Source organism: Rhodococcus sp. LB1 (assembly GCF_001583455.1).
GTDB lineage: Bacteria > Actinomycetota > Actinomycetes > Mycobacteriales > Mycobacteriaceae > Rhodococcus_F > Rhodococcus_F opacus.
This window is the reverse complement of sequence record NZ_LTCZ01000399.1, coordinates 30,665-50,411: the sequence shown is the minus strand read 5'-3', so window position 1 is coordinate 50,411 and position 19,747 is coordinate 30,665. Positions and strand designations below refer to the sequence as shown.

19 protein-coding genes are annotated in these 19,747 nt (G+C 67.1%); 16 read left to right on the top strand and 3 right to left on the bottom strand.

From position 1 onward, the window contains the following. Positions 1-35 precede the first annotated feature (35 nt). Entirely contained in the window at positions 36-1,715 is a 1,680-nt protein-coding gene (locus AZG88_RS39210; protein WP_061700730.1) for an AMP-binding protein, read from the top strand. Positions 1,716-1,759: 44 nt separating this feature from the next. Here AZG88_RS39210 and AZG88_RS39205 read toward each other — a convergent pair whose 3' ends face one another. Both AZG88_RS39205 and AZG88_RS39200 read right to left on the bottom strand, forming a co-directional pair. After that, positions 1,760-2,176: a MaoC family dehydratase gene (locus tag AZG88_RS39205; protein ID WP_061700729.1), complete on the bottom strand. Its 417-nt coding sequence runs from the start codon at positions 2,174-2,176 to the stop codon at positions 1,760-1,762. Next, the gene (locus tag AZG88_RS39200) at positions 2,173-2,625 is read right to left on the bottom strand and encodes an FAS1-like dehydratase domain-containing protein (protein WP_061700728.1); all 453 of its coding nucleotides are present in this window, start codon (positions 2,623-2,625) and stop codon (positions 2,173-2,175) included. The genes AZG88_RS39205 and AZG88_RS39200 overlap by 4 nt, the downstream gene beginning before the upstream one ends. 62 nt (positions 2,626-2,687) lie before the next feature. On the opposite strand from AZG88_RS39200, the gene AZG88_RS39195 reads away from it, so the two are divergent. Together AZG88_RS39195 and AZG88_RS39190 are read left to right on the top strand one after the other, a co-directional pair. Continuing rightward, entirely contained in the window at positions 2,688-3,863 is a 1,176-nt protein-coding gene (locus AZG88_RS39195; RefSeq protein ID WP_061700727.1) for an acyl-CoA dehydrogenase family protein, read from the top strand. A gap of 2 nt (positions 3,864-3,865) precedes the next feature. Beyond that, entirely contained in the window at positions 3,866-5,818 is a 1,953-nt protein-coding gene (locus AZG88_RS39190) for an AMP-binding protein (RefSeq protein WP_061700726.1), read from the top strand. 61 nt (positions 5,819-5,879) lie between these two features. On the opposite strand, the gene AZG88_RS39185 is transcribed toward AZG88_RS39190, so the two are convergent. Then, entirely contained in the window at positions 5,880-6,641 is a 762-nt protein-coding gene (locus tag AZG88_RS39185; protein ID WP_197488011.1) for a FadR/GntR family transcriptional regulator, read from the bottom strand. Between the two features lie 117 nt (positions 6,642-6,758). On the opposite strand from AZG88_RS39185, the gene AZG88_RS39180 reads away from it, so the two are divergent. From AZG88_RS39180 to AZG88_RS39120, 13 genes are all read left to right on the top strand, one after another. Further along, positions 6,759-7,838 (top strand): acyl-CoA dehydrogenase family protein, encoded by a 1,080-nt coding sequence (locus AZG88_RS39180; RefSeq protein WP_061700725.1) that lies wholly within the window; start codon positions 6,759-6,761, stop codon positions 7,836-7,838. 73 nt (positions 7,839-7,911) lie between these two features. Continuing rightward, on the top strand, positions 7,912-9,078 hold the full coding sequence (locus tag AZG88_RS39175) for an acyl-CoA dehydrogenase family protein (RefSeq protein WP_061700724.1): 1,167 nt from the start codon (positions 7,912-7,914) through the stop codon (positions 9,076-9,078). After that, entirely contained in the window at positions 9,078-9,827 is a 750-nt protein-coding gene (locus AZG88_RS39170) for an SDR family NAD(P)-dependent oxidoreductase (RefSeq protein WP_061700723.1), read from the top strand. The genes AZG88_RS39175 and AZG88_RS39170 overlap by 1 nt, the downstream gene beginning before the upstream one ends. Beyond that, the gene (locus tag AZG88_RS39165) at positions 9,827-11,020 is read left to right on the top strand and encodes a thiolase family protein (protein ID WP_061700722.1); all 1,194 of its coding nucleotides are present in this window, start codon (positions 9,827-9,829) and stop codon (positions 11,018-11,020) included. Before AZG88_RS39170 ends, AZG88_RS39165 begins: the two co-directional genes overlap by 1 nt. After that, complete coding sequence (locus tag AZG88_RS39160) at positions 11,020-12,258, top strand: acetyl-CoA hydrolase/transferase family protein (protein WP_061700721.1); 1,239 nt, start codon at positions 11,020-11,022, stop codon at positions 12,256-12,258. The genes AZG88_RS39165 and AZG88_RS39160 overlap by 1 nt, the downstream gene beginning before the upstream one ends. A gap of 19 nt (positions 12,259-12,277) precedes the next feature. Beyond that, positions 12,278-13,201 (top strand): hydroxymethylglutaryl-CoA lyase, encoded by a 924-nt coding sequence (locus AZG88_RS39155; RefSeq protein ID WP_061700720.1) that lies wholly within the window; start codon positions 12,278-12,280, stop codon positions 13,199-13,201. 45 nt (positions 13,202-13,246) lie between these two features. Further along, positions 13,247-14,005 carry an SDR family NAD(P)-dependent oxidoreductase gene (locus AZG88_RS39150; RefSeq protein ID WP_061700719.1) on the top strand — a complete coding sequence of 253 codons (759 nt, stop codon included), beginning with the start codon at positions 13,247-13,249 and terminating at the stop codon, positions 14,003-14,005. A gap of 105 nt (positions 14,006-14,110) precedes the next feature. Beyond that, positions 14,111-14,968 carry a 1,4-dihydroxy-2-naphthoyl-CoA synthase gene (menB, locus tag AZG88_RS39145; protein WP_061700718.1) on the top strand — a complete coding sequence of 286 codons (858 nt, stop codon included), beginning with the start codon at positions 14,111-14,113 and terminating at the stop codon, positions 14,966-14,968. Between the two features lie 64 nt (positions 14,969-15,032). Beyond that, the gene (locus AZG88_RS39140; RefSeq protein ID WP_061700717.1) at positions 15,033-15,818 is read left to right on the top strand and encodes an enoyl-CoA hydratase-related protein; all 786 of its coding nucleotides are present in this window, start codon (positions 15,033-15,035) and stop codon (positions 15,816-15,818) included. Positions 15,819-15,823: 5 nt separating this feature from the next. Next, positions 15,824-16,798, top strand: coding sequence for an EamA family transporter (locus tag AZG88_RS39135; RefSeq protein WP_061700716.1), 975 nt, complete (start codon positions 15,824-15,826; stop codon positions 16,796-16,798). A gap of 3 nt (positions 16,799-16,801) precedes the next feature. Further along, positions 16,802-17,989 (top strand): CaiB/BaiF CoA transferase family protein, encoded by a 1,188-nt coding sequence (locus tag AZG88_RS39130; RefSeq protein ID WP_061700715.1) that lies wholly within the window; start codon positions 16,802-16,804, stop codon positions 17,987-17,989. 78 nt (positions 17,990-18,067) lie between these two features. Then, entirely contained in the window at positions 18,068-18,877 is an 810-nt protein-coding gene (locus AZG88_RS39125) for an enoyl-CoA hydratase/isomerase family protein (RefSeq protein ID WP_061700714.1), read from the top strand. 5 nt (positions 18,878-18,882) lie between these two features. Further along, on the top strand, positions 18,883-19,734 hold the full coding sequence (locus tag AZG88_RS39120) for an enoyl-CoA hydratase/isomerase family protein (protein ID WP_061700713.1): 852 nt from the start codon (positions 18,883-18,885) through the stop codon (positions 19,732-19,734). The last annotated feature ends 13 nt before the right edge of the window (positions 19,735-19,747 follow it).

Below are 19,747 nucleotides of genomic sequence, written 5' to 3'. Positions count from 1 at the left end.
CCCTCTCCACATCTGCGCTCAGAGGAAGGCTTCCCATGGCGTTCGCATCGGTCACCGATCGCTATTCGGACGAACAGATCCGAGATTTCTATGCCACCGGGCAGTGGCACCGTGACACGTTCTTCGATCTGCTCGAGGTTCAGGTCGCTGAGCGGGGCGACCGCGTCTTCCTGACCGACGACACCAGCGGCGGCATCACCTTCCGGCAGTTGCGTGACAAGGCTCTGCGCCTGGCGGTAGGCCTTCAGCGTCGTGGAATCGCTGCCGGCGACCGTGTGTCGGTGCAGGTCCCGAACTGGATCGAGTTCTCGATCATCGCCGTCGCGTTGTCTCGACTGGGTGCCGTTCTGGTGCCGATCATGCCGATCTACCGCCGGGACGACGTCGAATACATCCTGCGAAATGCCAGCGTCCGTCTGGCGATTACGCCGCAGAGTTTCAAGAAGTTCGACTACGCCGGCATGTACACCGAGATCCTGAGTGCGGTTGACACCGTGGAAGAGGTCGTCGTCGTCAGGGGAGAAGGCGAGCTGTCAAACCGGTCGGTTCCGTTCGAGGCGTTGTCGGCGAACGTGAACCCTGAGGAGGCGCTCGCGGAACTCGGTCCCGGTGTCGGTCCGGACGAGCCGTTCGTCATCGTCTACAGCAGCGGCACCACGTCCCGGCCCAAGGGCTGCATCCACACGTTCAACACGATGGCTTGTGGATCCCGTTTGCTGGCCAAGGGATTCGCCTACACACCCGATGACATCCAGTTCGGGCCCTCGCCGATCACCCACACCACCGGACTGGTCACCAGCATCATCCTTCCGCTCATTCACGGCGCGGCGTCGCATCTCATCGAGGTGTGGGAGCCGGTCCGGGGAATGGAGCAGATCAAGGAACGAGGGTGCACCGTAGCGGTGAGTGCCACGACGTTTCTGCAGATGGTCATGGACACCTACGACCCCGCGGTGCACGACATCGGCAGCATGCGGCTGTGGGTCGCGGCCGGCTCCCCGATTCCCGGCAGCTTCGTCACTAAAGCGGCCGAACAGTTCCCTGGCCTGCAGGTTCTCAGCCTGTACGGCCGCTCCGAGAACGTCACCACCACCATGTGCACGGTTCGCGACGACGCGCAGCGGTCGATCACCTCGGACGGTCGTCCGCTGCCGATGCAGTCGGTGAAGATCGTCGACGAACTCGGCGACGAGGTTCCGCGCGGCGAGGAGGGCGACATCGCCTACAAGGGCGCCATGCACATGCTCGCCTATCTCCACAACGACGAGGAGACGGCCAAGCTGTTCACACCGGACGGCCACTCCCGCTCCGGCGATCTCGGCCGGATGGACGAGGACGGCTACGTGCGCGTCACCGGCCGGACGAAGGACATCGTGATCCGCGGTGGCATGAACATCAGCGTCCGTCAGGTCGAAGACCTCCTGGCGGCGCATCCCGCCGTGCGCGGTGTCGCGGCGGTCGCGATGCCCGACGAGCGGCTCGGCGAGGCGGTGTGCCTCTACCTCGTTCCCGCGCCCGGGTACGGCGACATCACCCTGGAGAAGATCAAGACGTACCTGCTCGAGCAGGGCGTCGCCATCCAGAAGGTTCCGGAACGGCTGGAGATCGTCGAGGCGTTGCCGACGACGGCGACCGGCAAGATCCAGAAGCACCTGCTGCGCGCGCAGATCGCCGCGAAGATCGCGGCAGACCGCGAGGCACGGGCCGTCGTCTGATCGAACGGGAAAGGGGGCGAAGCCGATNNGTATGAGCGGGGTGGTCAGGTCGTGGCCACCACGACGGTCGCGGATCCGGTGACGACCGGCCCCTCGGCCCCGGACACGACGAGGTCGACGTTCGCTCGTGACTCCCCGTCCGCCTCGGTGATCGCCACGACCGTCCCGCCCACGGTCAGGGTGTCACCGAGGAAGACCGGGGCGACGAACCGCACGCCGAAGGCACGCACATGCTCGACTCCGAACGTGTCGGAGACCCAGCCCGCCAGTATCCCGGCCTGCATCTGGCCCATCGCGATGACGCCGGGAAATCCCGACGTGGCGACGAACTCGTGATCGTGGTGCAGCGGATTGAAATCGCCTCCGGCGCCGGCGAATCGGACGATGTCGGTCTGGCTCACCGGGCCGACCACCCGGGTGTCGGGCGCGTCGCCGACGCGGACCTTCGCCGGTGTTCTCATCGCTGTTCTCCTCGTTCGATCAGGACTTCCTCGAGCCGCACCACGGGTGCACCGTCGGCGTCGACGTACTCGGTCTCGAGGGTGACGATGCGCATCGTCCCGCCGCGCTTGCCTTCTCGCTGCACGTCGTCGACGACGCGGCGGGTGCCGACGACGTGGTCGCCCGCGGTGAGTGGTCGCAGGTACGTCCACGTGACCGAGCCGACGACCACGCGTTCGAGCGCCAGGCCCAGTGCGTCGACGAACGCGCGCTGGTCGCGCTGGTGTCCGGCGACAACCGTGTGCGTGAGAGTGGCAGGCACGTCGCCGAATCCGGCGTCGCGCGCGGCGGCCGGGTCCGTGTGGACGGGATCGGTGGTGAACGTGGCGCGCGTGAACTCGCGGATCTTGCCGGGCTCGACGTCGTATTCGACGCGGTCGACGACGCCGGCAGGGAGTGGGTCGGACATCCAGGCCTCCTTTTTGGACTGACCTATAGTATCATTGAGCCTAAATTCGTGAGGAGGGTGCAATGAAGCTCGCTGATTCCCCAGACGAGGCCACATTCCGTGCAGAAGTCCGGGAGTGGGCCGAGAAGGCGGTCCCGACGCTGCCGTGGCCGGAACCGGTCGATCTGGTCGACAAGGTGCCGTTCTGGCAGCAATGGCAGCGACTGCTCTTCGACGCCGGCTACGGTGGGATGTCGTGGCCGCAGGAGTACGGCGGTCAAGCTGCCGACCCGATCCGCAAGGCCATCTTCACCGAAGAAATGGACCGGGTGGGAGCGCCGGAGCGTCTCAACACCATCGGCGAAGATTTCGCAGGCCCGACCATCATCGACTTCGGGACACCTGCCCAGAAGGAGCGGTTTCTCAGGCCAATCCTGACCGGTGAGGAGATCTGGTGCCAGCTGTTCTCCGAGCCGGACGCCGGATCGGACCTCGCCTCGCTCCGAACCAAGGCCACGAAGGTGGACGGGGGCTGGAAGGTCAACGGGCAGAAGATCTGGACAAGCCGCGCGCACATCGCGGCGCACGCCATCCTGCTGGCGCGCACCGGCGGCGGCGCGCGGCACAAGGGCATCACGTACTTCCTGGTGCCCATGGACAGTGAGGGCATCACGGTGCGGCCGCTCGCGCACATGCTCGGCGAGGCGGAATTCAACGAGGTCTTCCTCGACGACGTGTTCATTCCCGACGACCTTGTCGTCGGGGAGGTGGACGGCGGCTGGAAGGTAGCGATGGGCACGCTCGCGTACGAGCGGGTGGCGATCGCGACGGGCCGCGTCAACACGAAACGTGCCGTCGACGACATCGTGGGCGACATCGCGGGGATGACCGACGACGCGGGCCGCCCGCTGGGCGAGGATCCGGTGATCCGGCAGAAGGTCGCCGATCTGTACGGCCGGGCCCTCGTGCACTACCTCATCGGCCAGCGCGTCATCACACTCGCGGCCAACGACGGGCCGCCGGGGCCGGTCACCTCGATCGGCAAGCTGTTCTTCTGCCCCCTCGTGGAGGAATTGGCCGACTTCCGGTTGTCCCTCGAACCGGTCGGCGGGCAATTCGTACTCGACGAGGTGGGGCAGCGGACCGCGCGGTGGCAACGTCTCGCCTACCAGGCCCGCGGCACCGCCATCGCCGGCGGTTCCACCTTCATCCAGCGCAACATCGTCGCCGAGCGCATGCTCGACATGCCGAGGAGCTGACCGTGTCCGACTACACCTGGCACCCCACCGACGACTACGTCGAGAACGCCAACGTCACCCGGCTCGCCCGCGCCCACGGCCTCTCGGGTCTGGGTGAGCTCCGTGCGCGTTCCGTCGCCGACGTGCGGTGGTACTGGGATGCGGTGGTCCGCGACCTGGGCCTGCCGTTTCAATCGCCGTACCACGAGGTTCTCGACACCTCCCGGGGAATCGAGCACCCGGACTGGTTCGTCGGGGGCAGGGCGAACGTCGTCGACGCGTGTCTGGAGCGTTGGCTCGCCGACCCGGCGGCCGCCGATCGGGTGGCTGTCGCGCACGAAGCCGAGGACGGCGCCGTCCGCAGCCTGTCGTATCGCGAGCTCGCGGCGGACGTCGAACGGGCAGCGGCAGGGCTGCGTGAGCTCGGCGTCGGCAAGGGTGATGCCGTCGCCCTGTTCCTGCCGATGATCCCCGAGGCGGTCGTGTCGGTGTACGCGGTCGCGCGGCTCGGTGCTGTCCTCGTGCCGCTCTTCTCCGGATTCGCTCCGAGTGCGATCGCGTCCCGCATCCAGGACGCGGACGCGAAGGTGGTGATCGTCGCGGACGGGACGGTGCGGCGGCGCAAGTCCGTCGCGATGAAGCCGGCACTCGACGAAGCCCTGGCTGCCTGTCCGACGGTGCAGTCGGTCGTCCTGGTCGAGAACGTCGGCGCCGAAGTGGATTCCACCGGCCGCGACATCTCCTGGGCGAAGCTCCTCGGGAACGGCGGCGACCCGGGTCCGGTCGAGGCGATGGATGCCGGCGAGCCGTTCGCGCTGGCCTACACGTCCGGCACGACCGGAAAGCCGAAGGGCGCCGTCCACACCCACGCAGGATTTCTCGTCAAGACGGCCAGCGAGGTCGCGTACTCGTTCGACCTGAGGCCGGGCGGCGCGTTCTGCTGGATCACCGACATGGGCTGGATCATGGGCCCGCTGTCGATCGTCGGCACCCACGCCAACGGTGGAACTCTCGTACTGTACGAAGGCTCCCCGGACGTGCCGGACACCGACCGTCTGTGGCAGCTCGCGCAGCGGCACCGGGTGACGATGCTCGGAGTCTCTCCGACGCTGATCCGCACCCTGCGCGGACGGGAGACGGATGTCGCGGCACGGTACGACCTGTCCTCGGTGCACACGATCGGGTCGACTGGTGAGCCCTGGGATCCGGATTCGTACGACTGGCTCGCGCGGGACGTGTTCGGCGGGCGCGTGCCGGTCATCAACTTCTCCGGCGGCACGGAGGTCGGTGGGTCGTTCCTCGCGCCGTACCCGGTGGAGCCGATCCACAGCTGCTCGCTGGGCGGGCCGTCGCTGGGCATGGACGTGGACGTCGTCGACGACGCGGGACGCTCGTTGCGTGGCGAACAGGGCGAACTCGTCTGCAGGCAGCCGTGGCCGTCAATGACGCGCGGGGTGTGGAAGGATGAGGAACGCTATCTGGAGGCGTACTGGTCGACGTTCCCCGGAATGTGGCGGCACGGCGACTACGCGCTCGTCGACGACGACGGCCAGTGGTACATCCGGGGCCGCTCGGACGACGTGATGAACGTGGCCGGGAAGCGTCTCGCCCCGGCGGAGGTCGAGGCGGTGCTGACCGCACATCCGGCGGTGTCCGAGGCGGCCGCGGTCGGTGTCCCGGACCCGAAGAAAGGCGAGGCGGTCTGGGCGTTCTGGGTTCCCCGCGCGGACGCGGCCGGTGACACGGCGGACATCTCGGCCGAGTTGATCGCCAGTGTGGCCGCAGAACTCGGAAAACCGTTCGCGCCCAGCGTGGTACACCGGGTGTCGCGGTTGCCGAAGACCCGGTCGGCGAAGATCCTGCGGCGCGCTGTGCGGGCTGCCGCCCTGGGCACCGACCCGGGTGACCTGTCGGGAGCCGAGAATCCGGAGGCCGTGGACGAGATCCGCGCCGTTGTCACCAACTCGGCGACGTGAGTGCGACGAGGGCCCCACACCGTGCGGTGTGGGGCCCTCGTCGTGACTACTGCAGCGACATTCACTCGTCGAGTGGAATGGCGGTGCGCTCCTCGAAGTCTTTGATCGACTCGGCGTAGGAGTGGACGTGCCGGCTCATGCGCCGCACGGCGGCATCGGCGTCTTTGTCGCGGATGGCCTTGGTGACCGAGCGGTGCGCCCGGACGGTAATTTCGCGGACCTTGTCGTCGATGAAGCCTTCGTTCTCGGTTGCGGCGTAGATGGCGCGCGAGAGCGAGATCATGAGACCCGACAACAGTTCGTTGTGACTGGCGCTCGCAACGGCGACGTGCCAGTCGATGTTCGCCTGAAGGAACGCGTCGAGGCTGTCGCCCGCGCCCGCGATGTCGTCGTTGGCGGCGTCGAGTCGCGCGAGATCCTCGTCGGTGCGGTGACGGGCGGCGAGTTGGGCGCAGAAGGGCTCGATCGCCTCGCGGGTCTCGAGCAGCGCGGCGAGACGGATCTGACGACCGCGGATGAGCAGGGCCACCGTGTCCGCCATGGACTGTTCGCCCGGCCGCTGAACGAAGGCGCCCCCGGCCCGGCCCGCCTTGATGCGCACGAGTCCCTGCACCTCGAGGATGCGGAGGGCCTCGCGGACGGTTGTGCGGCTCATCTTCGTCTGAACGACGAGTTCGCGCTCCGGCGGCAGCGGTGTGCCTTCGACGTAGTCCCCGCTGAGAATGCGCTCGCGCAGCTCGTTCGCGAGGACGTCCGACGCCTTCGGTACCGCCATCGGTGTCAACTGGATGGAGGAACGTCCGTTCCGGGTGGTGTTCGGCACGGCTGATGGCATGGCTCCCCGCCCTCTCTGGTCTAACGGTCAGACCTAATATACCATTGGGTTCTCGCTGCGTTCGTCTTGCAGCCTATTCTTCGTCTCATCGAGAGGGCCAGTTGTATGCGCTGGGAACTGTCAGAAGAGCAGGAAATGTTCACCGAAGCCCTCGGCGGCTGGCTCGGGCGGTTCGCCGCTCCGGCAAATGTCCGCAAGTGGGGTGAATCGGGTGATCTTGCCGAGTTCGAGCAGAAATTCGTCGAGGAGGGCTGGTTCTCCGCAGGCCTTGCCGAGGGCATCGGTGGTCAGGGCGGTGGTCTACTCGAATTGGCGTTGACCGCCGAGGCGCTGGCCCGGTACGCCGCGCCGTCCAGTGCCTGGACCGCGTCCGTCCTCGCCGCGCCCCTGCTGCCCGCCGACGTCGCCGCCGACGTGCTGGCAGGGGGTGGATTTGCGGCCGTTGCCGTCGACGCGACCCGTCCGTTCGGCGTCGCCGATTCGGTGCGCGCCGACGAGAGCGGCGCGTTGACCGGCAGTGTCGCAACGGTGCTCGGCGCCGAACGAGCGACACTACTGGTCGTCCCGGCTGTGAGCGCCGACGGAACGGCCGCCCTCTACCTCGTGCGCGTCGACGATCCCGGCGTCACGGTCGAAGCGCGGCGGTTCCTCGACCCGTCCCGCGCGGCCGCGGATGTCCGGTTCGACGGCGTCACCGGACAGCGTCTCGACTCCGAGGCGACCACGGCCCTCGAGGACGCCGGACTGCGTGCGGCCGTGCTGGTGGCTGCGGATTCACTCGGGGCGATGGACCGCATGCTGCATCTTGCCGTGGACTACAGCAAGCAACGCCAGCAATTCGGTGTGCCGATCGGGTCGTTCCAGGCCGTGAAGCATGCTGCGGCAGGCATTCTCGTCTCCGTCGAGGCGGGCCGGTCCATTGCCTACTTCGCCGCGGCGTCCGTCGACCTGGGTCTGCCGGATCGAGCGATACACGCCGCCGTCGCCAAGGCGCAGGTGCCGCCGAATGCGGTGCGGGCGGCCGACAGTGCCCTCGTGATGCACGGCGCGATCGGCTACACGTGGGAACACGATCTGCACCTCTACTACAAGCGCGCCAAGCTCGACGAGAAGTTGTTCGGGGGCCCGGGCGTGTGGAACGAGCGCCTCGCGCGGGATCTGCCCCTGTTGCCCGCCGCTGGGTGATCCACCCGTTGACTTTTTGGTCTGTCCTTTAGTAACTTAAGTCCAAACGGAACCAACGACGACGGGACGTGCTGTGGACTTTGATCTGACCGAGGATCAGGCGACGATCCGAGATGCGGTGCGAGAGCTGGCCGGCAAGTTCGACGAGCAGTACTGGGTGGAAAAGGATAGCGAGCACGAGTTCCCCACCGAGTTCTACGACGCGTTCGCCAAGGGCGGCTGGCTCGGCATCACCACGCCCGAGGAGTACGGCGGGCACGGTATGGGAATCACCGAGGCCTCGATCCTGCTGGAGGAAGTCGCCGCTTCCGGCGCCGGCATGAACGGCGCGAGTTCGATGCACCTGTCCATCTTCGGGATGCACCCGGTGATCGTGCATGGCTCCGAGGAACTCAAGCAGCGCACTCTTCCGCGGATCGTCGACGGCGACCTGCACGTCTGCTTCGGTGTCACCGAGCCCGGCGCCGGTTTGGACACCACCAGGATCACCACCTTCGCGCGACGTGAGGGCGACAAGTACATCGTCAACGGCCGCAAGGTCTGGATCTCCAAGGCGATGGAGTCCGAGAAGATCCTTCTCCTCACCCGCACAACGAAATTCGAGGATGCGAAGAAGAAGACAGATGGCCTGACGCTGTTCCTCACCGATCTCGACCGCTCGAAGGTCGACATCCGCCCCATCAAGAAAATGGGTCGCAATGCGGTCACGTCGAACGAATTGTTCATCGACAACCTCGAGATTCCCGTCGAGGACCGGGTGGGCGAGGAGGGCAAGGGTTTCAAGTACATCCTCGACGGCCTCAACCCGGAGCGCATGCTCGTGGCCTCCGAGGCACTCGGTATCGGCCGGGCCGCTCTCCGTCGCGGCGTCCAGTACGCCAACGAGCGTGAGGTGTTCGGGCGCCCCATCGGCATGAACCAGGGTCTGCAGTTCCCGCTCGCCGATTCGCTCGCCCGACTCGACGCCGCGGAACTCGTCCTGCGCAAGGCGACGTGGCTCTACGACAACGGAAAGCCGTGCGCCCGCGAAGCCAACATGGCCAAGTACCTCTGCGCCGACGCCGGGTTCCAGGCCGCCGACCGCGCCCTCCAGACCCACGGCGGCATGGGCTATTCGGAGGAATACCACGTTGCCCGGTACTTCCGCGAAGCCCGCCTGACCAAGATCGCCCCGCTCAGCCAGGAGATGGTTCTCAACTACCTCGGCGAGCACGTCCTCGGCCTCCCCAGGAGCTACTGATGTTCGAACTCACCGGAAAATCCGCACTCGTCACCGGCGCGGGCAGTGGAATCGGCGCCTCGGTGGCGCATGCCTACGCGCAAGCAGGTGCGGCCGTGCTCGTCACCGACGTCGACGGCGATGCCGCGGCGGCCGTGGCCGCGGAGATCACCGCAGCCGGCGGTTCGGCGAAGTCCGCGGCCCTCGACGTCCGCAACGGCGATCAGGCGGCCGCCGCGGCGGAACAGGCCGCCGCGCTGAACGGCGGCACCCTCAACATCCTGGTCAACAACGCGGGTGCCATCGCACCGGCGATGTTCCCGAACCTCGAAGAAGAGGACTTCCGCCGCATCGTCGACATTCATCTCGTCGGCAGCTTCGTCTGCAGTAAGGCCGTCCTCCCGTACCTGCCGTCCGACGGCAGCGGCCGCATCATCAACGTGACTTCCGCCGCCGGCCTGGTGGGCACCATCGGGCAGGCGAACTACGGTGCCGCGAAGGCGGGCATCATCGGGCTCACGAAGTCCTTGGCGCGTGAACTCGCCAAGAAGCAGGTGACGGTCAACGCGATCGCGCCACTCGCCGCCACCAAGATGACGGAGAACATCCGCAGCAACGAGAAGCTCTCCGCCAAGACGCTCGCGCGGATCCCGCTGGGCCGCTGGGCGGAACCGGACGAGATCTCGTCCAGCTTCGTGTTCTTCGCGTCCGACGGCGCGTCGTACATCACGGGCCAGGTACTGCCCGTCGACGGCGGAACGGTGATCTGATGACCGAGCAGCGCAGCCCCTTCCAGCGTTCCGCCCGCGAGGTCGTCATCGCGGAAGCGGCACGCACTCCCATGGGCAAGTCGCACCCCGAGCGCGGCTGGTTCCGTGACACCCACCCCAACGACATGCTCGGCGCGGTCTACACGGACCTGATCCGCCGCAGCGGTCTCGACCCTGCCGTCGTCGAGGACCTCGTGATCGGCTGCACCGCACCGTTCGGCGAGCAGTCCCGCAACATCGGCCGCAACGCCTGGCTGCAGGTGGGCTACCCGCCGGAGGTCCCGGCCGTGGTGTTGGACCGCCGCTGCGGGTCCGCACAGACCGCGGTCGAGATGGGCGCGGCGCTGGTCGGTTCCGGCACCCACGACGTCGTCCTCGCCGGCGGCGTCGAGCACATGGGACACGTGCCGATCACCTCACCCGCGAAGATTTCCGAACTGTACGGCGACCCGTGGCCCGAAGCGCTGCGTGACCGCTACGACTTCGTGCACCAGGGTGAGAGCGCCGAACTCATCGCGGACCGCTGGGAGATCTCCCGGCAGGAGATGGACGAGTTCGCCGTCCGCTCCCATCGTCTCGCGACCGAGGCCGTCGAGGCGGGTCGCTTCGACGCCGAGATGATCCCGCTCGACCTCGCAGGCGAGACCCGGACCACCGACCAGACCCTCCGTCCCGGAACGAGTCTCGACAGCCTCGCGGGCCTGAAGACGGCGTTTCGGGAGAACGGGCGGATCACGGCGGGCAGTTCGTCGCCGATCTCCGACGGGGCCGCCGGCGTCCTGCTCGCGTCCCGCGAGGCGGTCGACGCCCACGGACTGCGGGCCCGCGCCCGCATCCTCGATCAGACCACCGTCGGGGTCGACCCGATCATCATGCTTACCGGTCCGATCCCGGCGACCCGGAAGTTGCTCGACCGCAACGGGATGAGCATGAACGACATCGACCTGTTCGAGGTGAACGAGGCGTTCAGCTCGGTTGTCCTTGCGTGGGAGCGGGAACTGAAGCCGGATATGGACAGGGTCAACGTCAACGGCGGCGCGATCGCGCTCGGGCATCCGGTCGGCGCGACCGGTGCGCGGCTCATCGCCACGATCGTCGCGGAACTGGAGCGGCGGGACGCCGAAATCGGCCTGGTGACCATGTGCTGCGGCGGCGGTCTGGGAACGGCGACCCTCATCCAGCGGACCGACTGATGATCGACCTGACGGAGCACATCCGGCCCGGCGACGGGATCTGGTGGAGCCAGACGAGCGCGGAACCCACCCCGCTCGTCCACGCCCTGCTCGACCAGGTGCCGTCGATCGGCCCGGTCCGGGCCTTCGTGGGGCTCACCTGGAACCGGCGACTGACGAGCGAATTGCCCGACGAGTTGTCCGTCGTCTCCTACGGTGGTCTCGGCGAACTGCGGCGCCTCGCCCGTCTCGAGGTCGTGCCCTGCCATTACGGGGCACTGCCGCGGCTGTTCGCCGAACGGCGCCTGCCGTGCGACGTCGGGTTCGTGCAGGTGTCACCGCCGGACTCGGCCGGAAACTGCTCGCTCGGGGTCGGTGTCGACTACATCGCCGATGCCCTCGATCACACACCGGTCCTCATCGCCGAGATCAACCGGCGCATGCCCGTCACTCTCGGCGCACCGAAAATTCCGCTGTCGCGGTTCGCCGCGGTGGTCGAAACCGACCGGCCGTTGCTCGAGGCGCCGGACCGCGAGCCCGCGGACGTGGAACTGGCGATAGCGCGGAACGTCGCCGATCTCGTCGCGGACGGGGACACGATCCAGATCGGCGTCGGGACACTGCCGTCCGCCGTCCTCACCGCGCTCGAGGGTCACAGGGACCTCGGGCTGCATTCCGGCATGATCTCCGACGCGGCGCTGCGGCTGATCGACCGAGGTGTACTGACCGGGGCGCGAAAGGAAATCGACCCCGGACTGCACGTTGCTGGTGCCGCGCTCGGCACGGCGACGCTGTACGACAGGCTGCCGGGACTTCCGGTGGCGTTCCGCCCGGCGAGTTACACCCACGCGCCGCAGGTTCTCTCACAGCTGCGGTCTTTCGTGTCGATCAACTCCGCGATCGAGGTCGACCTGACCGGTCAGGTCGGCGCGGAGCTGCGCAACGCGACCTATGCCGGCGCTGTCGGGGGTCAGGTGGACTTCTCCCGTGCGGCGGCGATGACCGGCGGCCGCTCCATCATCGCGATGCGCGCGGATTCGCGCGGGGAGTCGACGATCAAGACGGCCCTCGAGTACGGCGCGGTGACCACCGCCCGTGCGGATGTCGACTTCGTGGTCACCGAGCACGGTGTCGCGGCCCTGCGCGGGTGTTCCCTCGGGGAGCGTGCGCGCCGCATGATCGCGATCGCAGCGCCCGAGCACCGCGCCACACTGGAATTCGATCTCGAGGAATACGACCTTGCATCCGCAACGGAGTGAGGGGAAAGGAGCCGACGCCATGACGCGTCCCCACAAGGTCCAGATCCGGGAGGTCGGACCGCGTGACGGTTTCCAGAACGAACCGGAACGCATCCCGACCGACGACAAGGTGCGATTGATCAACGCCCTCGGGCGGGCGGGATTCACCCGGATCGAGGTGGCCAGCTTCGTGCGACCGGATGTGATCCCCCAACTAGCTGACGGCGTCGAGGTTCTCGCGCGCATCGAGGTCCCCGACGAGACGAAGCTGATGGTGCTGGTCCCCAACAGCAAGGGCCTCGACAATGCACTGAAGGTGCGCGACAAGTTCCACGAGGTCGCGATCTTCGTCAGCGCGTCGGAGACCCACAACAAGAAGAACGTCAATAGAACCGTCGACGAGACGATGGCGGACAATGACGTCATGGCCAAGCGGATCGTCGCCGAGGGTCTCGACTGCGCCGCCGTGATCGCGACGTCGTTCGGCTGCCCGTTCGAGGGCAAGGTCGACCTGACCCGTGTGCTCGACCTCGCCGAACGTTTCGCGGAGGCCGGTGCCACCGAGATCGGCTTCGGCGACACCACGGGCATGTGCAACCCTGCGTACGCCTCGGAGTTCTTCGCGGCAGCGCTCGACCGGCTGCCCGGCGTGGAGGTCACCGCGCACTTCCACAACACCCGCGGCCAGGGCCTCGCCAATGCATACGCGGCTCTCGAAGCAGGTTGCGCGAGCTTCGAATCGAGCTTCGGCGAGCTGGGCGGCTGCCCCGTTCCGGCGGGCTCGACCGGAAACATCGCCACCGAGGACCTGGTGAGCATGTTCCACGAAATGGGCGTCGAGACGGGCCTCGACCTTCCGCGCGTCATCGACGCGGCCCGGGAAGCGCAGAGCGTGCTCGGCCGCACGCTCACCAGTCATTCGATCGTCGCCGGCCCCATCGAGTGGGCATCGAGCCTGCGCTGAAGTCCACCGAATCTTGAACCACGACACACACAAACGGAGAAGAACATGAGTAATCGAGTTGCATTCGTGACAGGCGGTGCGCAGGGCATCGGCAAGGGCATCTCCGACGCACTGGGTGCTGCCGGCTTCCGCGTCGCGGTCGCCGACCTCAACCTGGCGGTCGCCGAGGAAACCGCGGCCGGCATCCGCGACGCCGGCGGCCAGGCGATCGCCGTCCCCGTCGACGTCACCGACACCGCGTCCGTGCAGGCCGCGGTGAAGCAGGTCGCCGAGCAGTTCGGCCCCGTCGAGATCGTTGTGAACAACGCAGGCTGGGACGACTTCATGCCGTTCCTGAAGACCGACGAGGCGTTCTGGGACCGGATCCTCGACATCAACTTCAAGGGTCAGCTGCGCGTGATCCAGGCGACCGTCCCGGGCATGGTCGAGCGCGGCTGGGGCCGTGTCATCAACATCGGTTCGGACGCGGGCCGCGTCGGCTCGTCGCTCGAGGCCGTCTACTCGGGGGCCAAGGGCGGCATCATCGCCTTCACCAAGACCCTCGCCCGTGAGGTCGCGACCAAGGGTGTCACCGCGAACACGGTGTGCCCCGGCCCGACCGACACGCCAGCGCTCCGCAAGTTCGCCGACAGCTCGGGCCAGGAGGCCGACAAGGTGATCGGCGGCATGACCCGCGCCGTGCCGATGAAGCGGCTCGGCAAGGCGAAAGACATCGGTGCCGCGGTGGCATTCTTCGCGTCCGACGCGGCCGAATTCGTCACCGGCCAGACCCTGTCGGTCAGCGGTGGCCTGACGATGTCCTGACGGCCACTTCGATTCGGAAGGTGCGGCTCGGTTTCCGGGCCGCACCTTCTGCATTCGCGGGCTCGGACGGTAACGATCGTTAGCGCGTGAGCCTATGATCGGTTCATGACGAACAACGGTGATACAGCGGATTTCGTGTCCTGGACGGCAGTCGGTGAGTTCGAGGATATCCGATACGAGCACAGTGGCGACGGGATCGCGAAGATCACGATCTGCCGTCCGGAGGTGCGCAACGCGTTCCGTCCGCAGACGCTGATGGAGATCTCCGAGGCGTTGGTCGACGCCCGCGAGGACTCCTCGGTCGGCGTCATCGTGCTGACGGGCGAGGGGCCCGAGGCGTTCTGCTCGGGTGGCGACCAGCGGGTGCGCGGCGACACCGGCTATCTCACCGAGCCGGGCAAGGCGGGCAGCGTCGGACGGTTCCACGTCACCGATCTGCAGATCCAGATCCGCCGCCTGCCGAAACCGGTGGTGGCCATGGTCGCCGGCTACGCGATCGGCGGCGGGCACATCCTGCACCTGGTCTGCGACCTCTCCATCGCTGCGGACAACGCCCGGTTCGGTCAGGTCGGCCCGAAGGTCGGGTCGTTCGACGGCGGCTATGGCGCGGGTTTGCTCGCCGAACTGGTCGGGGTGAAGAAGGCCAAGGAGATCTGGTTCCTGTGCCGGCAGTACGACGCGCAGCAGGCACGCGAGATGGGTTTGGTCAATACCGTTGTCCCCCTCGCCGACCTCGAGCGGGAAACGGTGCAGTGGTGTCACGAAATGCTCGCGCTCTCGCCGTTCGCGCTCCGGCTCATGAAGGCGAGTTTCAATGCGGCCGAGGACGGAATGGCGGGCATTCAGCAACTTGCCCACGATGCGAATTTGCTCTTCTACTCGACGGAGGAGGCGAAAGAAGGACGCGAGGCATATAAGGCCAAGCGGCGCCCGGAGTTCGACAAGTTCCCGCGTCGTCCCTGATCTTCCATTTCGGTCTGATAATTAGTATGGTTGGGTCAATACAGAAGCGAGAAGGATGGTGTGCATGTCGGAAACCGCAACGCCCGCAGTCGCGTGGAGCGACGTCGAGGCCGGCGTTATGACGATCACGTTGCAGCGCAGGCCGGCGAACGCGCTCGGGCTGCCGATTATCGACGGGCTGAACGCGGCGCTCGACGCGGCGGACGCCGACGGCTCGGTGAAGGTGATCGTCGTCCGATCCGACATTCCGGGCTTCTTCGCGGCCGGCGCCGACATCAAGCACATGTCGTCCGTGGACGCGGAGTCCTTCACCGCGTACGGCGATCGACTCCGTGGAGCCCTCGACCGGCTCGCGTCGTCCGACCGCATCACGATCGCCGCGGTGGACGGCCTCGCGCTCGGAGGCGGCCTCGAACTCGCCATGGCATGCACGCTGCGGGTCGGTGGTGCGGACGCCAAGTTCGGGCTGCCCGAGGTGAAGCTGGGGCTGATTCCTGGAGCGGGTGGGACGCAGCGCCTTCCGCGTCTGGTCGGTCGCGGCCGTGCCCTCGACATCATGCTGAGCGCCCGCCAGGTCCTTGCCTCCGAGGCGCACGCGATCGGCTTGATCGATCGCCTCGTCGAGGCAGGCGCCGCCACGGAGGCCGCGCTGGCTCTCGCCACTGAGTTGTGCACGATGTCGCTGCCCGCGCAGCGCGCCGTCATCCGCACGGTCGACGCATCGTTCGACACGCCACTCGAGGAGGGCTTCCGGTTCGAGGTAGCCCAGGAGCAGGATCTGTTCGAGAACGGAGAGGCGAAGGAGGGCATCACGGCCTTCCTGGAGAAGCGCGCTCCGCGCTTCTCCTGAGCGCCATGTCGCCCGGGAGTGTCGGAAGGGGTCCGATCGCGTTCGCCCTGTTCCTCGTCTATGTGATCTGGGGATCGGTCTACCTCGCGATCCGTCTGGTCATCGAGGAAGTGCCGCCCCTGGGCTCGATGGGTGTGCGGTTTCTCCTTGCCGGTGCGTTGATGGCTGCCTTCCTGGCGTGTCGCGGCGGCTGGGGGCGGTTGCGCCTCACGTGGCGCGAGGCAGCGGGAGCCGCGTTCCTGGGAGTGCTCCTGCTCGCGTGTGGGAACGGCCTGACCTCGGTCGGCCAGTTGCGCGGCGTGCCCTCCGGCGTGACGGCGCTCCTCATCGCCATGGTGCCGCTGTGGATTTGTCTCGATCGCACGCTGGGCGGTGACCGCCCGCGGGTGCTCGAGTTGGTAGGTGTCGGCGTGGGGCTGATCGGTCTCGCCGTGCTGGTGTTGCCGCACGGTGGTGGTGGGCAGTCCGGGCTTCCCGTCATCGGGGTGGCGGTCATCGTGCTGTCCAGCCTGTCGTGGTCGTTCGGGTCGTGGATCAAGCCGAGGGTCTGGTTGCCGCGAGACGTGTATGTGACTGCGGCGTACCAGCTTCTGGCGGCAGGAGCGGCCATGTCGCTCGCGTCGGTGGCGACTGGCGAACGGCTGGACGGAGCGATCGGACCAAGGGCATGGGGAGCGTTCGGCTACCTGGTCGTCTTCGGCTCGATCATCGGTTTCACGGCGTACGCGTGGCTATTGCATCACGCTCCTCTGTCGCTGGTGGCCACGCATACCTATGTGAATCCGGTGGTGGCTGTGGCACTCGGGTCCGTTGTCCTCTCCGAACCCGTGACCCCCTCCTTGGTGATCGGGGGAGCGATCGTACTGGTGTCTGTCGTGTTGGTCGTCAGTGCGCATGCCCGGACACGAGGTCGGGAGGATTCCTCCACGACCGAAATCAAGGTATTATTATTAGACCAAAAGGCGAGCGGAGGCGGGTAGGCGATGCGGGTCGCTGAGAGACGCTCGTTCACCGGGCCGCTGTCCGGGCTGAAAGTGGTGGAGATCGGTTCCATCGGCCCGGGGCCCTTCTGCGCCATGCTCCTCGCCGATCTCGGTGCAGACGTCATTCGCGTGGACCGCGCTACCGGTGCGGGGCTGGTTGGACCGAACGCCGACTTCCGGACGGAACTGCTACACCGCGGACGTCGCTCTCTCGCCGTCGACCTGAAACACCCCGACGGCGCGGAGGTGGTGCTGTCGCTCGTCGCGGACGCCGACGTGCTGATCGAGGGCTTCCGGCCCGGGGTCGCCGAGCGCCTCGGCATCGGACCAGATGAGTGCGCGCAACGCAATGCCGGGCTGATCTACGGCCGCATGACCGGTTTCGGGCAGGACGGCCCACTCGCTCAGCACGTCGGCCACGACATCAACTACGTGGCGCTGAGCGGTGCTCTTTCGTTGATTGGACGCCACGGCCACCCGCCCACCCCGCCACTCAGCCTAGTCGGTGACTTCGGCGGTGGGGGAATGCTTCTCGCGCTGGGTGTGATGTCGGCTCTCTTCGAGAGGCACGCCTCGGGACTCGGTCAGGTGGTGGACGCCTCGATGGTCGAGGGTGCCGCACTCCTCGCGACGCCCTTCTTCGGATTCGCGCAGACCGGGCTGTGGAACAGTGAACGCGGCACCAACATCGTCGACAGTGGCGCGCCGTACTACGACGCCTACGAGACCGCGGACGGCAGGTGGCTGGCAGTCGGCGCAATAGAACCGCATTTCTATGCCGACCTCGTCGCGCTGCTGGGACTGCCCGACGACCTCCCGGACCAGAACGACCGCTCGCAGTGGCCGCAGATGAAGAAAATCTTCGCCGACGCCGTGCGTGGCCGTCCGCTCGCGGAATGGCTCGACGCCGCCGAAGGGCTGACACCGTGCATCGCGCCCGTCCTCGACGTCGACGAGGCGCCGTCCCATCCGCACAATGTCGCGCGCGGCGCTTTCGTCGAGGTCGACGGACTCGTGCAACCGGCGCCGGCGCCCCGGTTCAGCCGGACGGTGGCATCAGTCGACCGCCGTCCGCCGATTCCGGGAGAGCACACCACCGAGGTTCTGACCGATTGGGGAATCGACTCTGATCGCCGGGCCGAGTGGCTGCGTTCGGGTGCGGTGCGGGAGACCTATACAGAGACATGACCATCCGGACGCGCCGCGTCCGGCCACGAACTGAGGGCGATCGCTTGGAATCGCCCGAACTGGAGAAGGAGTGAACTCGTGACCGAGCCCACGACATGGGAAACGTTCACGCTTGAGCGGCCGGAACCCGGCATCGCCGTCGTGACGTTGAATCGCCCCGAACGCATGAACTCGATGACGAACACCATGTTCGTCGAACTGGAGAAGGTGGCGCTGCAACTGGATCAAGAGGACGACCTCCGTGTCGTGATCCTCACTGGTGCCGGCAAGGCGTTCTGCGGTGGCTTCGACCTCGACGATGCCGACGGACTGTCGTCATTGACACCGATGGGCATGCTCGACCAGCAGGAACTGGCCGCGCGGGCGCTCTCGGCGATCCGCAGCATTCGCGTCCCGGTGATCGCGGCCGTCAACGGTGCGGCCGCCGGTGGAGGGCTGTCACTTTCGCTTGCCGCGGACATCCGAATCGGCTCGCCGGCCGCACGGTTCAACGCGGCCTTCGTACGAATCGGCCTGTCCGCCGGCGATCTAGGCGCCTCCTGGCACCTGCCCCGGCTCATCGGACCGGCGCGGGCAGCCGAATTCGCCTACACGGGCCGCTTCATCGAGGCCGTCGAGGCCGAGTCGCTCGGACTGCTCAATGCGGTCGTTCCCGCCGAGTCACTGCTCGACGAGGCGCTCGCGATGGCGCGCTTGATCCGTGCAAATTCTCCTGCCGGAGTGCAACTGTCGAAGCGTGCACTCCACGCGAACATGGAAGTGTCCTCCTACGCGGCGGCACTCGAGTTGGAGAACCGGGGTCAGGCGCTGCTCACCCGTGGCGAGGACATGCCCGAGGCGCTGGCTGCGTTCAAAGCGAAGCGCAACCCGAAGTTCACGGGAAGGTGAGCCAGATGACGCAGACCGAAGTGCGGGAGAATACGGCGGTGCTGAGTAACTACGAGCCGCCGCAGTTGGAGACCCTCACCCTCGAGGTGCTCGAGGGCAAGATCGCTGTTCTCACGATCAATCGACCCGACCGAATGAACTCGATGACGGTCAAGATGTTCACGGAGTTCAACACCGCCGCGTACGCGTTGCGCGACACCGATGCAAGGGCGCTGATCATTCGGGGGGCGGGCGAGCGGTCGTTCTGCGCCGGATTCGATCTGGACGAGATCCACGTCATCACCGAAATGGGTGTGCGTGATTTCTTGAAATTCCAGGAGACCGCGACCGGTGGGCTGGCAGCGTTGTACCACCTGCCGTTCCCGGTTATCGCGGCGATTCACGGTGCCGCGGCGGGCGGCGGGCTGGCTCTCGCGCTCGCCGCAGACATCCGCCTCGTGGCGCCGACCGCGAAGTTCAACGCGGCGTTCGTCAAGGTCGGATTGTCCGTCGGGGAACTCGGCACGTCGTGGAAGCTCACCCGGCTCGTCGGACCGGGCCGGGCGGCGGAGATCGCGTACACCGCGCGTTTCGTCGGCGGCGAGGAAGCCGCCCGGATCGGGCTGGCAAACCGGGTAGTGCCCAGTGACGACCTGTTCGACGAGGCCGTCGCGGTGGCCGAGGCGATCGCCTCGAATTCGCCTGGCGGCATTCGAATGTCGAAGCGTGCGCTGCAGCGGAACGAGGAAGTGACGTCGTATGCGGCGGCACTGGAATTGGAGAACCGGGGCCAGGCGTTGCTCACCCGCTGCGCCGACATGCCGGAGGCGCTCGCCGCCTTCAAGGAGAAGCGGGCGCCGCGCTTCACCGGACAGTAGGAATCAACGAATG